Genomic DNA, 16,176 nt, shown 5'->3' on the forward strand with positions numbered 1-16,176 from the left:
CACCAAAAAGCCGACGGTTTCCCGTCGGCTTTTTGTTTGTATTTCGTCCTGACGCCCCGGCTTGCCGTAAGCAACTGGCCCGGATGCCCTCCGCCAAGGATGGCAACACCCGGGCCAGGCCGGAAACGTTGATCAGGCGCCGAAGGGATGGCGCTTCAGGATCGTCTCGTCACGCTCGGGACCGGTGGAGATCACATCGATGGAGATTTCGCAGATCTCCTCAATGCGGTGCAGATAGGCGCGCGCTTCAGGCGGCAGCGCATCCCAGGTGCGCGCACCGAAGGTCGTGCCGCTCCAGCCCGGCAGCGTCTCGAGGATGGGCTCGCAACGAACCACCTCTTCGGCGCCCATCGGCAGTAGATCCACGCGCTTGCCGTCGAGCATGTAGCCGGTGCACAGCTTGAGTTCCGTCAGGCCGTCCAGCACGTCCAGCTTGGTGATGCACAGGCCGGAAACGCCGTTGATGATGATGGAACGCTTCAGCGCAGCCAGATCCAGCCAGCCGCAACGGCGCTTGCGCCCGGTCACGGTACCGAATTCACGGCCCACGGTGGACATCTGGTAACCCGGCGTGCCGGTGGTCTCGAAGTCCAGTTCGGTCGGGAACGGACCGCCGCCGACACGCGTACAGTAGGCCTTGGTGATGCCCAGCACGTAGTGCAGACGGCCAGGGCCAACGCCGCTGCCCGCCGCCGCCTGCCCCGCCACACAGTTGCTGGAGGTCACGAAGGGATAGGTGCCATGGTCGATGTCCAGCAGCGTGCCCTGCGCACCTTCGAACAGCAGGTTGCCGCCGGACTTGTTGATCGCGTAGAGGTCAGCGGACACGTCGGTAACCATCGGGCGGATCTCTTCTGCATCGGCCAAAGCCTGGTCGTAAACGGTCTGAAAATCCACCGGGTCGGCGCCCAGATACTGGGTCAGCACGAAATTGTGATAGTCCAGGTTTTCCTTCAGCTTCTCGGCGAAGCGCTCCGGATGGAACAGGTCGTATACGCGCAACGCGCGGCGGGCGACCTTGTCTTCGTAGGTCGGGCCGATGCCCTTGCCCGTGGTGCCGATCTTGTCACCAGCGCTCTTCTTCGCTTCGCGGGCACGATCCAGCGCCGAGTGGTAACCGAGGATGATCGGGCAGCCCGGGCTGATCTTAAGACGCTCACGCACCTTGATGCCGCCCGCTTCCAGACCACGCACCTCAGCCAGCAGGTGGTGGATATCCAGCACCACGCCATTCCCGATGAAGCACTGCACACCTTCACGCACGATGCCGGACGGCACGAGGTTCAGCTTGTACTCGGTGGTGCCGACGACCAGCGTGTGACCGGCATTGTGGCCGCCCTGGAAACGGACAACCCCCTGGGCCTGATCGGTCAGCCAGTCGACGATCTTGCCCTTGCCTTCGTCACCCCACTGGGTGCCAACAACCACAACGTTCTTTGCCATCTCTTTACTCTCCCTGAAGCGGTTCAACCTGCCAGGCACCGCCCCGCAGAACCAGACGCCGGTCACACCCGGCCTCGCGCCACGTGCCGTCATGGCCGGGCAATTCAATCACTACGCTTTCACCGTTGTCGCGCAAGGCAGCGATGGCCGCCTGCAGCTGCGGGTTCCGCCCGCCCGGAGCCAGAACAGCCCCCGGCAACACGGGGTCGGCAACCTGCGCCGCAAGCTCGCGCAAATCCAGGCTGAAACCGGTAGCCGGACGACCACGGCCAAAAGCGCGGCCGACACTGTCGTAACGCCCGCCGAGGGCAAGCGCGACAGGCGACTTACCGCCGTAAGCCGCGAAGACCACTCCGCTGTGGTAATGGTAGCCACGGAGATCGGCCAGATCGAAACTGATGGGCAGACCTTCCAACTCATCGGCCAGCCACTGGAGATCGCTCAGCGCCGCGTCGATCTCAGTGTCGGCCGGCAGGATTTCGCGGGCACGCGCGAGCACTTCGGCGCCCCCATACAGAGTCGGCAGGGCCAGCAAGGCTTCGCGGACATCGTCGGCGACACCACTCAGCAGATCGCGCAAACCCGGCAGATCCTTAGCCTGCAGGCAATCGAACAACGGCTCTTCCCGCTCCGCACCGATACCGGCCTTGGTCACCAACGCCTTGAAAAGGCCCACATGACCGAGATCGATGCGCGACGTACCCACACTGGCAGCCTGCAGCGCTTCGGCAAGCAGACGGATCACTTCCGCGTCAGCTTCAAGACCGGTGTGGCCGTAGATCTCGGCACCCAGCTGGAGCGGCTCACGGGTCGCCGTCAGCGACGACGGCACCGCGTGCGCGACACTGCCGCAATAAGACAGACGGGCAACGCCCTTCCGGTTTAGCAGGTGCGCATCGATGCGCGCGACCTGAGGCGTAATGTCGGCCCGCACCCCCATCGTACGACCAGAAAGCTGGTCAACGAGCTTGAGGGTCTTCAGCTGAAGGTCCTGACCAGCACCGGTCAACAGGGATTCCAGATATTCGAGCAGGGGTGGAGCAACGAGCTGATAGCCATTGAGACGGAAGGCGTCGAGCAGACGACGGCGCAGATCTTCCAACTTGGCCGCTTCGGCGGGCAAAGCGTCCTGGATATATTCGGGTAGAACCCAACGCAACATGGGGTAGCGCCTTACGAAAAAACGAATAGAACAACGAGGCCCAGCAGCATCGAGCCGAGGCCGACAAAACGGATCTGCCCGTCCGCCATGCGGACCAGACGGGCGAAAGTCTCCCTCCACAGGGCTGGCGCGACAAAGGGCACAACGCCTTCAAGCACCAGCATCAGCGCGAAGGCGAGGATGAGGGAACGCCCCATTATTATTACTTCTTGCTCTTCCCGGGCTCGCTGCTGGCAGCAGCGGCCCGCCCACCTGGACTCTTGAGATACTTGAAGAACTCGGAGTTCGGTTCGACGACCACCACATCCGACTTGCTCTTGAAGCTGTTCCGGTAAGCCTCGAGGCTGCGGTAGAAGGCAAAGAACTCGGGACTCTGACCAAAAGCCTGCGCATAGATCGCGGAAGCCTTGGCATCACCCTCACCCTTGACCTTCTGCGCATCGCGGTAGGCTTCGGCGATGATCACTTCCCGTTGCTTGTCCGCGTCGGCCTTGATTTTCTCCGCCTCGGCGCCACCTTGGGAACGCAGTTCGTTAGCCACCCGCTTCCGCTCCGCCTCCATGCGACGATAAACAGACTCGGAAACCTCTACCGGCAAGTCTACGCGCTTGAGGCGGACATCGACGATCTGCACGCCGATCTTGCGGGCATCGAGGTCGGCCTTCACGCGCATCTCGTCCATGATCTTCTCCCTCTCACCGGAAACGACCTCATGCACAGTGCGCTTGCCGAACTCTTCGCGCAGACCGGCGTTAACCGTCTGTTCGAGGCGCGTGCGGGCCCGCGTCTCATCGCCACCAACCGAAACATAGTAGAGCTTCGGGTCGACAATGCGCCACTTCACGAATAGGTCAACCAGGACGTTCTTCTTTTCCGACGTGATAAAACGCTCTGGCTCGGAGGTATCCATCGTCAGGATGCGCTTGTCAAAATAGCGGACGTTCTGGATCAGGGGGATCTTGAAATGCAGGCCCGGCTCGCTGATCTGCCCCTTCACCTCGCCGAGTTGGAAGACCAACGCATGTTGGCGTTGATCGACCGTAAACAAGGACATGGACAACACGGCCACACCGAACAGGGCCGCACCGAAAATCAATGGCAGTCGTTCACGCATCAGCGCTCTCCCCGCTCACGGTTACGAGTAGCCTCACGGGTGCGGGACTCTCCCAACAAAGCATCGGCACGCGGGGGAGCAATATTGCTCTCGGTCGTCGGTGAGGACACTGGACGACTGCTCTGCACCGGCTCGGCCGCCGGCGTAGCCGCCGGCACTGTCGTCTGCTGGATCAGCTTGTCCAGCGGCAAATACAGCAGATTCCCACTGCTGCGGGCATCCACCATGACCTTGGAGGTGTTGGAGAAGATCTGCTGCATGGTATCGATGTACATGCGTTGACGCGTGACTTCTGGCGCCTTCGCATATTCGGTGTAAACCTGCTTGAAGCGCGACGCATCACCTTCGGCTTGGGCTACGACCCGCCCCTTGTAGGCGTCCGCCTCCTCGATGAGACGGGAGGCGGCACCACGGGCACGCGGAATCACGTCGTTGGCATAGGCCTGACCTTCGTTCTTCTGGCGCTCGCGATCCTGGCCGGCCTTCACCGCATCGTCGAAGGCCGCTTGGACCTGCTCCGGCGGCTGGGCATTCTGCATCGTCACTTTGCTGACCTGGATACCGGTCGAATAGCGATCGAGGATGTCCTGAGTCAGCTTCTGGGCGCTGGCGGCAACCTGTTCGCGGCCTTCATAGAGCACGAAATCCATCTTGCTCTTGCCGACGATCTCGCGCACCGCGGTCTCCGCGGCCTGGATCACCGAATCATCGGAGTTTCGGTTGTTAAACAGATACTGCTGCGGATCCTTCAGAATGTACTGCACCGCGAACTGGATGTTCACGATGTTCTCATCGTCCGTCAGCATCAGGGCTTCCTTGAGCACCTTGTTACGCTCAGAACCGCGGTAGCCGATCTCGACCGTGCGCACACCGGTCAGGTTGACCAGTTCATGGGTCTGGATAGGGTAAGGCAGGCGCCAGCGCAGGCCTGGCTCCGTGGCTTCCTGGAAGCGGCCGAATTGCAGCACGATACCGCGCTGGCTCGCATCGACAATGTAGAAGCCGCTGGCCAGCCACACAACGACTGCAAAAGCCGCGATCAGGCCGATGCCACCGCCGAACTGACGCATGTTGAAATCGGGATTGCGATTGCCCCCGTCTCCGCCCGATCCACTGCCACGGCCGGAGTCACGCCCGAACATGCCGGACAGGCGCCTGTTAAAGTCGCGCCAGAGTTCCTCCAGATCGGGAGGTCCCTGGTTTCCATCGCCACCGCCGCGGTTGTCGCCGCCGCGGTTACCCCATTTGGGATCGTTGAGAGACATGAGAATGCCTGTGATCACGGTAAAAATCCGCTCCGGGAAGGTGATGGGAAGGATTCTTCAGATTGAACCCTGAGTTTCCGACGTGGCAGCCAATGACGCCTTGTGAGCAAGTGCGATATCGGACAGCACCTGCCTCAGCAAATCGAGCCCCTCACCCGTCCTGGCGCTAAGCAAAACGCGCGAGATATTACCACACGCATCCCGCTGGACCTCCGGACTGGCCAGAGTCGCGTCGATCTTGTTCCAGATCTGGATCTGGGGGAGGCTACCGGCACCGATTTCCTCAAGCACCGCATTGACCGCCGCAATCTGCCCTTCCCTGTCCTCACTCGAGGAATCCACAACGTGCAGCAGAACGTCAGCTGCGACTGTTTCCTCGAGCGTGGCGTGGAAAGCCGCGACGAGGGAATGGGGAAGATCGCGAATGAATCCGACCGTGTCCGAGAGCACTATGTTCCCAGCATCCCCAAGAAAAAGTCGTCGTGACGTGGTGTCCAGCGTGGCGAACAGCTGATCTGCCGCGTAAGCACCAGCCTTGGTCAGCGCATTGAACAGTGTGGACTTGCCTGCGTTGGTATATCCCACCAGAGACACGGTCAGCACGTCACGGCGCTCTCGCGCACGGCGACGCACACCCCGTTGACGCTCCAGCTGGGTCAGGCGGGACTTAAGCAACTTCACGCGCTCACCGAGCAGGCGGCGGTCGGTTTCAAGCTGCTTCTCGCCGGGCCCGCGCAGGCCGATACCGCCCTTCTGACGCTCCAGGTGAGTCCACCCCCTGACCAGCCGCGTGGAAAGGTGCTGCAACTGGGCCAGTTCGACCTGCAGCTTGCCCTCGTGGCTCTTGGCACGTAACGCAAAGATGTCGAGAATCAATGCCGATCGATCGATGACGCGGCGCTCCAGCACGCGCTCGAGATTGCGCTGCTGTGCCGCCGAAATGTCATGATTGAAAATGACGATGTCGGCGTCGTTGAGCTGCGCGGCCATCCGGATCTCTTCGGCTTTGCCCTTGCCGATGTAGAGCGCCGGATCAGGAGCCTGTCTACGGCACTGGACGATACCGACCACGCAGGCGCCGGCACTGCCGGCCAACAGGCCGATTTCGGACAAGCGCTCCTCAATACTGCCCTGACCGAAATCGACCTGTATCAGGAGCGCGCGGGTTCCCGCGGAAGGTCGGTCAAACACACGGAAACCCGGATCGGAGTAGGCCGCACGGCGGCCGGAAGGTCACGGAACTCAGCTCGCTGCCTCGTTCTGTTCCTGCTGGATGTTGACGGGACGGGCCGGCACGACGGTGGAAATGGCGTGCTTATAGACCATCTGGGTCACCGTGTTCTTCAGGAGAACAACGTATTGGTCGAAAGACTCGACCTGCCCCTGCAGCTTGATACCGTTCACGAGATAGATCGAAACGGGGACGTGTTCACGACGCAGGGCGTTGAGAAATGGATCTTGCAGGAGTTGCCCCTTATTGCTCATGTCATAACCTCTATGGTTTTAGTTTGGAATAATTATAGAGCCTTTTGCTGCACCGCCGCATCAGGCAGGCATCGGCTCGCAGGTGTGGAGAACAGGTTACTCAGTCTTTATTCGCGTAGGGGTTGTGCGATGACTTGAATTGTATCCGCAATGGCGTCCCCTGCAATTTGAACGCTTCCTGGAAAGTCCGCTCCAGGTAGCGGATGTAAGACGCCGACACGTCATCCAGGGCACTGCCGTGAATCACGATCACCGGGGGATTCATGCCACCTTGGTGCGCATAGCGCATCTTCGGACGGAACCCGCCGTGCCTTGGCGGCTGTTGGCGCAGCACGGCGTCGAGCAACAGACGCGTCAGTTTGGGCGTGGACAACTTGGTCATCGCCGCCTCGTAGGCGCCATCGACGCACTTGAGCATCGGCACGATGCCTTGCCCCTTCAAAGCCGAGACATACAGGAAACGCGCAAACCCAAGGAAGGGCAGCTTGCGGGCGATATCTTCCTTGACCCGCTGACGACGGTAGTCGTCGATGGCATCCCATTTGTTGACGGCGACCACCAGCGCACGGCCGGCTTCGACGACAAAACCGCCGATATGGGCATCCTGCTCGGAAATCTCCTGACTGGCGTCGAGTACAAGCACCACCACATTGGACTGCTCAACAGCCTGCAGGGTCTTGATGACCGAGAACTTCTCGACAGCCTCGAAAACCTTGCCGCGCTTGCGCAGGCCTGCCGTGTCGATGAGGGTGTACTTCCGGCCATTGCGCTCGAACGGCACCTCGATCGCATCCCGCGTGGTGCCGGGCATGTCAAAGGCGATGACACGCTCTTCGCCGATCAACGTATTGACCAGTGTGGACTTACCCACATTAGGACGACCGACGATGGCTACGCGCGGCCCTTTACTGGCCTCCTCGTCATCCTCCGTATCCACCGGGAAGTTCTCAAGGATCAGTTCCATCAGCGCATTGACGTTGTCGCCATGGGCCGAGGAAATGCACAGAGGGTCACCGAGGCCGAGCGCATGGAATTCAGCCGATACCATCGAGCGGTTCATGCCCTCCGCCTTGTTGACGACCAGAAAGGTCGGGCGGCCGGCCCGGCGCAGCCGGGTGGCGATCTGCTCGTCGTGGGGCGTCAGGCCGGCACGGGCATCCACCATGAACAGCAACGCATCGGCTTCGGCAATGGCCTGCTCCGCCTGCTTGGCCATTTCGTGGACGATGCCTTCCTTCGCCACCGGATCGAAACCCGCGGTATCGACAACAAGGAACTCCCGTTCAGCAGCACGGCCGAGGCCGTAGCGACGGTCACGGGTCAGGCCCGGAAAATCCGCCACCAGCGCATCGCGGGTCTTGGTCAGGCGGTTGAACAAGGTCAACTTACCCACATTGGGGCGTCCAACCAGGACAAGGGTGGGTTTCACGCTTCAGCGACTCCGTTATTGCACGCCGAGGGCGTAGATTGTGCCATTCTGGGTTTGCACCACGACCTCGCCACCCGCACGCTGCAGATCGGCGGCAATGGCGCTGGACACGATTCGGGCACGACCGACCAGCGCTCCGTCCTCACGGCGCAGCAGGTGGACATCACCGAAACCATCGCCGACGATCACATATGCACCGACAACACGCGGCCGCCCCGGAGAACGCCCGACAAGTTGGTCCTGCTTCCAGGCACTTGCGCCATTGGTGACGTCGAGGGCATGCACCGCGCCCTTTTCGTCGGTCACGAAGACATGGCGGTCATCAAGTTCGAGACCACGGGAACTGGACAGGTCGCGCGTCCACAGCGTGGAGCCATTGGACATGTCAAAGCAGGCGACCCGCCCCTGATAAGCCACCGCGCAAGTCGCACGGGCACTCATCACCGGCAGGCTGGTGATGTCCGCCACGCGCTCAAGCTCCGTGGCCCCGCGCGGAATGGCGACGGTACCTTCCCACATCAGGGAGCCGTTGGCCACGTTCACCGCAGCCAGCTTGCCGCCGGGGAAGCCCGCCAGGATCAGCTTGTCATCCAACACCACGCCAGCCGAACTACGCAAGGCCAGCGCCGGAGTTGCCCGCAGGTACACCCAGCGCTGCTTGCCGGTGCTTGGCTCGAGGCCGAACAAGCGGCTGTCGGCACTCCGTACGACGACGATACTGTCCGAAACAGCAGGCGCTGCAAGCACCTCGGCATTGACCTTCGCTTTCCAGCGGACTTGGCCGGTGGCACCATCCAATGCGATCACGTCGCCCTTCGGCGAGGCAACCAGAACAAGCTGCCCGTCGCTGCCAACCCCGCCCGACACAGTGACGCCCACGTCGGTTTTCCAGGCGGTCTTCCCGCCCTGGAGCTTCACGACCTTGCCGTCACGCCCGGCGGCAAATACCACATCGCCGGACAACGCGGGTTGCAGCACGAAGGGCCCTGAATCGCCGACGCTCGCCCGCCAGACCTCGGCAGTACGAACCGGATTGCTCAGGGGCTTGAGCGCCGGCAGCTTGCCGTCACCCGATGCAAAGGGGTTCCATGTGGAGCATGCGGCCAGACTCAGGGACGCCAGAACCGCGACAAAACCCGGACGAAGCCTGTTCATTGAGCACCCCCGAGCGCATCCAGCTTGGCCTGGGCAATCTCGCGCAGGGTCGCAGCCTCAACCTTGGACGCCGCGCCAAGCGCGTCCACCGCAGCCTTGTAGGCGGTGCGAGCCTCCGCCGGCTTTCCTTGGGCGACCAGGATGTCTCCCTTCAGATCGGCATATCGGGCGGCCAGGTTTTCGTCGGGCACGGAACTCAGCTGAGCCAAGGCTTCGTCGTATGCCTTGTCATCCAGCAAAACGGTAGCAAGGCGCAGCTTCGCCAAGCCCCGCAGCGCAGGGTCGTTGGCCTTTTCGGCAGCCCAGGACAGTGGCACCCGAGCGTTCTTCAGATCGCCCGCCTCCACCTGAGCCTTGGCGGACAACAGGGCCGCAAGGTCGGCGTAGGCCGTACCGCTGTACTTCTCGATCAGCGTGCCAGCGGCCTCACGGGCCTTCTGGGCATTGTGTTCGGCAGCCGCCTGTTGGACAGCCTCGTACAGCGTAGCTGCTTCCGCACTCTGCTTGCCGACGTACCAGTTCCAGCCCTGCCAAATCACCGATGCCAGCGCGGCGACGATCGCCAGCGCCGTCACGAACTTGCCGTATTGTTCCCACCAGCCCTTAATCTGGGAAAGCTGTTCTTGTTCTTCGAGGTCAAATGCTGCCATCGTCTTCTTCCGATTCGATTAGGCGATCCGCCAGGGTTTCGGGGAGCACTTCCATGGGAACACGAAGCTGTTCGCCACCGTCGCGCAAGGGCTTGAGACTGACTTCACCAACCGCGGCCTCGTCATCGCCGATCACTACGGCAAATGGCGCACCGGACGCATCGGCCCGTTTCATCTGGGACTTGAAGCTGCCGCCACCGCAATGCTGGGTCACGGAGAAACCGGTGCCACGCAGCATCTCGGAAACCCGGAAAGCGGCGCGCTGGGCCGCCTCGCCGGCGTGGACGAGGTAGACGTCGGGCACGACGCGCTCTGCCTGGCCGCCACTCTCCTGCCACAAGGCGAGCAGACGCTCGACACCCATAGCAAAACCCGCCGCCGGCGCCGGCTTGCCGCCCAGCTGGGCGACGAGACCATCGTAACGGCCACCCGCGCAGATAGTGCCCTGGGCACCGAGCCGGGTCGTGACCCACTCGAAAACGGTGCGGTTGTAGTAGTCCAGCCCCCGCACCAGCCGATGGTTGATGCGATAAGGCAGCCCGGCATCCTTCAGCACGGCCTGGACGCCCTCGAAGTGCTTGATCGACTCCTCGCCGAGGAAATCGGCCAGCTTGGGCGCGCCTTCCACGATGTCCTGCAGATCCGGATTCTTGGTGTCGAGGATACGGAGCGGATTGGTGTACAGACGGCGCTTGCCGTCTTCATCCAGCCGGGCCTGGTGCTGTTCCAGGTAGATGATCAGTGCCGCCCGGTGGGCCGCCCGCTCCTCGCTGCTACCGAGTGAGTTGATCTCCAGCTTGACATCGTCGAGACCAAGGTCGTCCCACAGCCGCGCGCACATCAGGATGTGCTCCGCGTCGATATCCGGTCCCTCGAAGCCCAGCGCCTCGACACCGACCTGGTGGAACTGGCGATAGCGCCCCTTCTGGGGACGCTCGTGGCGGAACATCGGACCGTGGTAATACAGTCGGCGCGGCTGGCTGAACAGCAGATTGTGCTGGATCGCCGCCCTCACGCAGGACGCAGTGCCTTCCGGTCGCAGGGTGAGATGCTCGCCATTGAGGGCGTCTTCGAAGGAATACATTTCCTTCTCGACGATGTCCGTGACCTCGCCGATGGCCCGCTTGAACAGCGGGGTCGGCTCGACCAGCGGCATGCGGATCGGGCGATAGCCGTAGCTATGCAGCCAGTTGCGGACGATTTCTTCGAATTGTTCCCAGATTTCTGCTTCGTCGGGCAGGATGTCGTTCATCCCGCGCACGGCCTGGAGGGTCTTGCTCATGATTCCTTTTGTTTTTCTGTAACGCGCGGATCAGGCCGCGGCGCCCTTGCGGGGATAAGTGCGGGCCACATAGTGCTCGATGATGGCCTTGAATTCATTGGCGATGTTGTCGCCCCGGAGGGTAAGGGTCTTCACCCCGTCCTCGAACACCGGCGCCGCCGGCGACTCGCCGGTGCCCGGCAGGGAAATGCCGATATTCGCATGCTTGCTCTCACCCGGGCCATTCACGATACAGCCCATTACCGCCAGACTCATGTTCTCGACGCCATCGTACTGATCGCGCCAGATCGGCATGTTGTCGCGCACGAAGGACTGCACATCGGACGCCAGTTCCTGGAACAGGGTGCTGGTGGTGCGGCCGCAACCCGGACAGGCGGTGACCATCGGGGTGAAGGCGCGCAGGCCCATCGTCTGCAGGATCTCCTGCGCGACGATAACTTCCTGGGTCCGGCTACCATTGGGCTCTGGTGTCAGGGACACCCGGATCGTGTCGCCGATGCCTTCCTGCAGCAGCACGGCCAGGGCAGCCGTCGATGCCACGATGCCCTTCGAGCCCATGCCGGCTTCCGTCAAGCCCAGGTGCAGCGGGTAATCGCACTTGGCAGCCATGTCGCGGTAAACGGCGATCAGGTCCTGCACGCTGCTGACCTTGGCGGACAGGATGATTTTGTTGCCGGCCAGCCCGTACTCCTCGGCCTTCGCTGCGGACTCCAGCGCCGACGTGACCAGTGCCTCGCGCATCACCGCACCGGCGTCCCGCGGCACGGCACGCTTGGCGTTCTCATCCATGATGCGCGCCAGCACGGACTGGTCGAGGCTGCCCCAGTTGACGCCGATCCGCACCGGCTTGTCGTACTTGCAGGCCATTTCGACGATGGATGCGAACTGGGTATCGCGCTTGGCGCCCTGCCCCACGTTGCCCGGATTGATGCGCAGCTTGTCGAGCGCTTCCGCGCAGGCCGGATTGTCGGCCAGCAGCTTGTGGCCGTTGTAGTGGAAATCACCGACCAGCGGAACGTCGAGGTTCATGGCCAGCAACTTCTCGCGGATCTTCGGCACGGCCTTGGCTGCTTCGTCGTTATTGACGGTGATCCGGACGAGCTCGGAACCGGCACGCGCCAGTTGGGCCACCTGCATCGTGGTCGCGAAATCGTCGGCGGTGTCCGTATTGGTCATCGACTGCACGACGACGGGTGCCCCAGAGCCAATCGACACATGGCCGACGCGAACCTGGCGGGTCTGACGACGGGCGCAAGCGCGCCCTGAAAGTAGTAGATCCATAAATGCGCCTGATTATTCGAGCTTGAGACGAGCCACCGTCACCTTGGTGTCGTGAGTCAGATCCACGGGCGCACCATTGCGCTGCAACTTGACATAACGGGCATTGCCCACCACCAGGGAAAACGGAGCATTGCCGCTCACTTCACGGCGTACGCCGGCCTTGCCCAATTGGGACAACAGAATCTTGCCGTTTCGATCCTTCACCTCGACCCACGCATCCTGAGAAAACTCGAAAACGAGCTGATCGGCTCCACTCTCCCCAGCCGGCTTGACTGGCTTGGCCGGCGTAGCTTCCACAGCTTTCTCAGCCGGGGGCTGCGACGGGGTGGTGGGGGTTGGAACCACGACTGCTGGGGCCTGAGCAACAGGTGCTACAACCGGCGCAACACCTTCGCGGGACTCTGCGCCAGGAGGCGGCACGACCTGAGACGTGGCGGTTTCGGAGGGCTGGACGGGCGCGGGAGGCACCACAGCCGGCAGCGCATTCTGCGCCTGAGGTGCCGGCGCCCCCTGCTCCCCTTCCGTGGTCACGGACGGCACCTGCACCGTCACGTCATCCACCGCCTTCTTCTGCGTATCGAAATACCAACCGGCTACAACCACGCCAAACAGGCCCGCAGCTGCCAGTACACCAGGCAGAATGGATTTCCGGAAGCGACCACGCCCCACCTGCGGGATGTCTCCGTGGGCGTTCGAAGCGGGCGTCAGCTCCACTGACGCCCCATCGCCGGGTCGATCCACATGGGCCAACAGGGGCGCCACATCCAGCTTCAACAGGCGTGCGTAATTGCGCAGGAAGCCCCGGGTGAAGGCGGGGCCGGGCAGATCGTCAAAACGCCCAGCCTCCAGCGCATCAACTTGCCGAACGTTGAGTTTCAGCGCATTCGCCACTTCGGCGAGGCTGAAACCTTGCGCCTCGCGAGCAAGACGCAAGGTTTCTCCCACGGAGATGTCAGTCACAACCGGTGCTGCCGAAGACGGAAGTGCATGAGGATCTGTCACTGGTACTGCCCTTGCAAGAAAGCCTGATACTCTGGCGACTCCGGGAAACGGCGCCGCAACTGCTGGACGAAGCCCGCCTCGGCAGTCCTGTTCCCCAGCCGGCGTTCGATGCGGATCGCCAGCCACAGACTCTCCGCAGTCGGCTCTCCCCCCTGATTCAACACAGCAAGGTAATGCTTCGACGCCTCATAAGCTCCGCGCCGGTATGTAATTTCGGCCAGATGAAACAAGGCCTGCATGTTGCCGTTATCCGCCTCCAGCGCGCGTTGAAACAGCTGCTCGGCGGCGGCATCATTCTTCAGCCGGAGCTGACACAGGCCAGCGTTGGCATACGCCCGGGTTGGCGTCTGGTAGTACGGGTTGCGTGCTGCCCTGGTGAGCAACTCCAGCCCTGAAGTCTCATTGCCAGTGGAACACAGGAACCAGCCATAGCTGTTCATGATCTCCGGGTCACCGGGGGCCAGCCGCATCGCGTACTCGAAGTTGCTCGCTGCGATCTGGTTCTCCTGAAGGAACATGTGCACCATGCCCATCAACTGGAAGGCCGGCGCATAACCCGAATCGTAGTTGGTTGCGGCTCGCGCTTCGTCAAGTGCGACACCATACCGGCCAACCTGAAAATAAGCCTGCCCCAGCTCGACGTGGATCTTGGCCTTGCGCCGGGCATCCGTAGTCGCCGGCTGATCGATCACCGGGCGCTCGAGCTTGTCCGTTTCAGCAGACGGCAAGGGTGCGACGCACCCGCTGAGCAAGAGCGTCAACAATCCCAACGCACACCAGCTACGCATCAGGAGCGCACCTCCACGACCGGTACAACTCGGGTGGCCGTCCGGCGCGTCTTGTCCTTGACCTGCCCGGCCAGTTGCCCACAGGCCGCATCCACGTCATCGCCACGGGTCTTGCGGGTGGTCGTCACGATGCCCGCATTGATGAGGATCTCGGCAAATTGTTTGATCCGCGGCGCAGGGGAACGATCAAAACCCGAGTTAGGGAACGGATTGAAAGGAATCAGGTTGAACTTGCACGGCACATCGCGGGTCAGCGCGATTAATTCCCTGGCATGGGCATCGGAATCATTTACGCCATCGAGCATGACATACTCGAAGGTGATGAAGTCCCGTGGCGCCTTTTCCAGGTAGCGTCGACAGGCGGCCATCAGTTCGCGCAGCGGGTACTTCTGGTTGATCGGCACCAACCTGTCGCGCAGTGCATCATTGGACGCATGCAGCGACACCGCCAGCGCGGTCGGGCAGGCGTCGCGCAGTCGATCCATGGCCGGCACGATGCCGGAGGTGGACACGGTGACACGCCGCCGGGAAAGTCCGTAGGCATTGTCGTCGAGCATCAGCTTGAGCGCCGAGACGACATTGTCGAAATTGGCGAGGGGCTCGCCCATACCCATCATCACGACGTTGCTGATGACCCGCTCGCCGTCGCCGTTGGCGCCCAGCATGCGGTTGGCCAGCCACAACTGGCCGATGATCTCGGCGGCCGTGAGATTGCGGTTGAAGCCCTGTTTACCGGTCGAGCAGAACGCGCAGTCGAGGGCACATCCTGCCTGCGACGAGATGCACAGGGTCCCGCGGTTGGTCTCGGGAATGAATACCGTTTCCACCGCATTGCTGTTGCCCACGTCGAGCAGCCACTTGCGCGTACCGTCCGTTGAAACGCTGTCGCGCACCGGCACGGGGGGCATGACGCAGGCCGTCGCTGCGAGCTTGGCCCGCAGCGACTTGGCGACGTCGGTCATCTGCTCGAAGTCGGTTTCTCCGAAACGATGGACCCAACGGAGCACCTGCTTGGCGCGAAACGGCTTCTCACCCTGCTGGACGAACCATTCGGTGAGGGCTTCGGCATCGAAATCGAGAAGATTGACCACGTGTATTTCCATCCAGACCAGCGGGACGGACGAGTTCCGCCCCGCTGGTAGAGATCATCAACGGCTGTAAACGTTCATGCCCGGGAAGAAGAAGGCGACTTCCACGGCAGCGGTTTCAGGAGCGTCGGAGCCATGCACAGCGTTGGCATCGATGGACTCGGCAAAGTCGGCGCGGATGGTGCCGGGAGCAGCCTTCTTCGGGTCGGTGGCACCCATCAACTCACGGTTCTTGGCGATGGCGTCCTCACCTTCCAGGGCCTGGATCATCACGGGGCCGGAGGTCATGAAGGAGACCAGATCCTTGAAGAAGGGGCGCTCTTTGTGAACAGCGTAGAACTCGCCGGCTTCACGCTCGGACAGATAGGCCAGCTTGGCGGCAACGATCTTGAGGCCGGCGGCTTCGAAACGGGCGTAGATCTGGCCGATCACGTTCTTGGCGACGGCATCGGGCTTGATGATGGAGAGGGTGCGTTCAATAGCCATGTTGCTAGCTCCAGTGAGACAAAGGATGGTCGAAAAACCGAAAGCTTGGAATTTTAGCAGGTTGGTGCGTCAATTCGGCTTTTTTCGGCTCACAGAGCAGAACAGGAGCGAAAGGGAAGACGGCGCGGAGCGGCAGACAGGCCGGGGGGCGAAAAAAAAGGGTGCGCATCGCGCACCCCCAACCCCAACAGAGAGACTTCAGCCTGGACCATGATCCAGGAGGCGCCCGGTATTACTTGTTGTTTGCGCCTTGAACTTGGGACGAAGTATGAAAGAACTCTGCAGAAGCAGTCTTGACCTGCGTCAAAAACCCTTCACATGGAGGGGTGACTTGAACCGTAAAATCATGCCCCTTCCTTGTCCTTGTCGACAGACCCACGCGGCGCCGGCTGCGGCGTATCGTCGTCACTGACAACCCGGTAACCCGGCCCCTCGAGATCGTCGAACTGACCGCTGCGAACGGACCACCAGAAGATCATCCCGATCAGGAAGACGAGCAGCACGGACATAGGAATCAGCAGGTACAGGCTTTCCATGGCACAAAGG

17 protein-coding genes are annotated in these 16,176 nt (G+C 61.9%); all 17 read right to left on the reverse strand.

Annotated features, from left to right (window positions below; all coding sequences use genetic code 11):
- Positions 1-132: 132 nt before the first annotated feature.
- The gene (locus tag AC1PPK_RS19610; RefSeq protein ID WP_481114695.1) at positions 133-1,443 is read right to left on the reverse strand and encodes an adenylosuccinate synthase; all 1,311 of its coding nucleotides are present in this window, start codon (positions 1,441-1,443) and stop codon (positions 133-135) included.
- Between the two features lie 4 nt (positions 1,444-1,447).
- Complete coding sequence (locus AC1PPK_RS19615) at positions 1,448-2,602, reverse strand: ATP phosphoribosyltransferase regulatory subunit (protein WP_481118238.1); 1,155 nt, start codon at positions 2,600-2,602, stop codon at positions 1,448-1,450.
- Between the two features lie 14 nt (positions 2,603-2,616).
- Positions 2,617-2,802, reverse strand: a complete 186-nt coding sequence (locus AC1PPK_RS19620; RefSeq protein ID WP_481114696.1) for a DUF2065 domain-containing protein — start codon at positions 2,800-2,802, stop codon at positions 2,617-2,619.
- Positions 2,803-2,807: 5 nt separating this feature from the next.
- Positions 2,808-3,719 carry a protease modulator HflC gene (hflC, locus tag AC1PPK_RS19625; protein ID WP_481114697.1) on the reverse strand — a complete coding sequence of 304 codons (912 nt, stop codon included), beginning with the start codon at positions 3,717-3,719 and terminating at the stop codon, positions 2,808-2,810.
- Positions 3,719-4,984, reverse strand: a complete 1,266-nt coding sequence (hflK, locus tag AC1PPK_RS19630) for an FtsH protease activity modulator HflK (RefSeq protein WP_481114698.1) — start codon at positions 4,982-4,984, stop codon at positions 3,719-3,721. Before hflK ends, hflC begins: the two co-directional genes overlap by 1 nt.
- A 57-nt stretch (positions 4,985-5,041) precedes the next feature.
- A complete protein-coding gene (hflX, locus tag AC1PPK_RS19635) occupies positions 5,042-6,175 on the reverse strand; it encodes a GTPase HflX (RefSeq protein WP_481114699.1) in 1,134 nt (377 codons plus the stop codon).
- 51 nt (positions 6,176-6,226) lie between these two features.
- Entirely contained in the window at positions 6,227-6,469 is a 243-nt protein-coding gene (hfq, locus tag AC1PPK_RS19640) for an RNA chaperone Hfq (RefSeq protein WP_079434940.1), read from the reverse strand.
- A gap of 100 nt (positions 6,470-6,569) precedes the next feature.
- Complete coding sequence (gene der, locus AC1PPK_RS19645; RefSeq protein ID WP_481114700.1) at positions 6,570-7,898, reverse strand: ribosome biogenesis GTPase Der; 1,329 nt, start codon at positions 7,896-7,898, stop codon at positions 6,570-6,572.
- 15 nt (positions 7,899-7,913) lie between these two features.
- A complete protein-coding gene (gene bamB, locus AC1PPK_RS19650; protein WP_481114701.1) occupies positions 7,914-9,053 on the reverse strand; it encodes an outer membrane protein assembly factor BamB in 1,140 nt (379 codons plus the stop codon).
- Positions 9,050-9,703 (reverse strand): YfgM family protein, encoded by a 654-nt coding sequence (locus AC1PPK_RS19655; protein WP_481114702.1) that lies wholly within the window; start codon positions 9,701-9,703, stop codon positions 9,050-9,052. Before AC1PPK_RS19655 ends, bamB begins: the two co-directional genes overlap by 4 nt.
- Positions 9,690-10,985 carry a histidine--tRNA ligase gene (hisS, locus tag AC1PPK_RS19660; protein ID WP_481114703.1) on the reverse strand — a complete coding sequence of 432 codons (1,296 nt, stop codon included), beginning with the start codon at positions 10,983-10,985 and terminating at the stop codon, positions 9,690-9,692. Before hisS ends, AC1PPK_RS19655 begins: the two co-directional genes overlap by 14 nt.
- A 30-nt stretch (positions 10,986-11,015) precedes the next feature.
- Positions 11,016-12,266: a flavodoxin-dependent (E)-4-hydroxy-3-methylbut-2-enyl-diphosphate synthase gene (gene ispG / locus AC1PPK_RS19665; RefSeq protein WP_481114704.1), complete on the reverse strand. Its 1,251-nt coding sequence runs from the start codon at positions 12,264-12,266 to the stop codon at positions 11,016-11,018.
- A 12-nt stretch (positions 12,267-12,278) separates the two neighbouring features.
- A complete protein-coding gene (locus AC1PPK_RS19670; RefSeq protein ID WP_481114705.1) occupies positions 12,279-13,199 on the reverse strand; it encodes a RodZ domain-containing protein in 921 nt (306 codons plus the stop codon).
- 65 nt (positions 13,200-13,264) lie between these two features.
- Positions 13,265-14,056: a type IV pilus biogenesis/stability protein PilW gene (gene pilW / locus AC1PPK_RS19675; RefSeq protein ID WP_481114706.1), complete on the reverse strand. Its 792-nt coding sequence runs from the start codon at positions 14,054-14,056 to the stop codon at positions 13,265-13,267.
- A complete protein-coding gene (gene rlmN / locus AC1PPK_RS19680; RefSeq protein WP_481114707.1) occupies positions 14,056-15,159 on the reverse strand; it encodes a dual-specificity RNA methyltransferase RlmN in 1,104 nt (367 codons plus the stop codon). Before rlmN ends, pilW begins: the two co-directional genes overlap by 1 nt.
- Before the next feature lie 45 nt (positions 15,160-15,204).
- A complete protein-coding gene (ndk, locus tag AC1PPK_RS19685; RefSeq protein ID WP_481114708.1) occupies positions 15,205-15,630 on the reverse strand; it encodes a nucleoside-diphosphate kinase in 426 nt (141 codons plus the stop codon).
- 344 nt (positions 15,631-15,974) lie between these two features.
- A complete protein-coding gene (gene ccoS / locus AC1PPK_RS19690) occupies positions 15,975-16,166 on the reverse strand; it encodes a cbb3-type cytochrome oxidase assembly protein CcoS (RefSeq protein ID WP_481118239.1) in 192 nt (63 codons plus the stop codon).
- Positions 16,167-16,176 lie beyond the last annotated feature (10 nt).

It is taken from the genome of Zoogloea sp. JDB1, from assembly GCF_056724025.1.

Excerpts from the sequence above, each read along its gene's own strand:
- AC1PPK_RS19610 (WP_481114695.1), bottom strand. The coding sequence starts at position 1,443 with ATGGCAAAGAACGTTGTGGTTGTTGGCACCCAGTGGGGTGACGAAGGC.
- AC1PPK_RS19620 (WP_481114696.1), bottom strand. The coding sequence starts at position 2,802 with ATGGGGCGTTCCCTCATCCTCGCCTTCGCGCTGATGCTGGTGCTTGAA.
- hflC (WP_481114697.1), bottom strand. The coding sequence starts at position 3,719 with ATGCGTGAACGACTGCCATTGATTTTCGGTGCGGCCCTGTTCGGTGTG.
- hflK (WP_481114698.1), bottom strand. The coding sequence starts at position 4,984 with ATGTCTCTCAACGATCCCAAATGGGGTAACCGCGGCGGCGACAACCGC.
- hfq (WP_079434940.1), bottom strand. The coding sequence starts at position 6,469 with ATGAGCAATAAGGGGCAACTCCTGCAAGATCCATTTCTCAACGCCCTG.
- bamB (WP_481114701.1), bottom strand. The coding sequence starts at position 9,053 with ATGAACAGGCTTCGTCCGGGTTTTGTCGCGGTTCTGGCGTCCCTGAGT.
- AC1PPK_RS19655 (WP_481114702.1), bottom strand. The coding sequence starts at position 9,703 with ATGGCAGCATTTGACCTCGAAGAACAAGAACAGCTTTCCCAGATTAAG.
- hisS (WP_481114703.1), bottom strand. The coding sequence starts at position 10,985 with ATGAGCAAGACCCTCCAGGCCGTGCGCGGGATGAACGACATCCTGCCC.
- ispG (WP_481114704.1), bottom strand. The coding sequence starts at position 12,266 with ATGGATCTACTACTTTCAGGGCGCGCTTGCGCCCGTCGTCAGACCCGC.
- pilW (WP_481114706.1), bottom strand. The coding sequence starts at position 14,056 with ATGCGTAGCTGGTGTGCGTTGGGATTGTTGACGCTCTTGCTCAGCGGG.
- rlmN (WP_481114707.1), bottom strand. The coding sequence starts at position 15,159 with ATGGAAATACACGTGGTCAATCTTCTCGATTTCGATGCCGAAGCCCTC.
- ndk (WP_481114708.1), bottom strand. The coding sequence starts at position 15,630 with ATGGCTATTGAACGCACCCTCTCCATCATCAAGCCCGATGCCGTCGCC.
- ccoS (WP_481118239.1), bottom strand. The coding sequence starts at position 16,166 with ATGGAAAGCCTGTACCTGCTGATTCCTATGTCCGTGCTGCTCGTCTTC.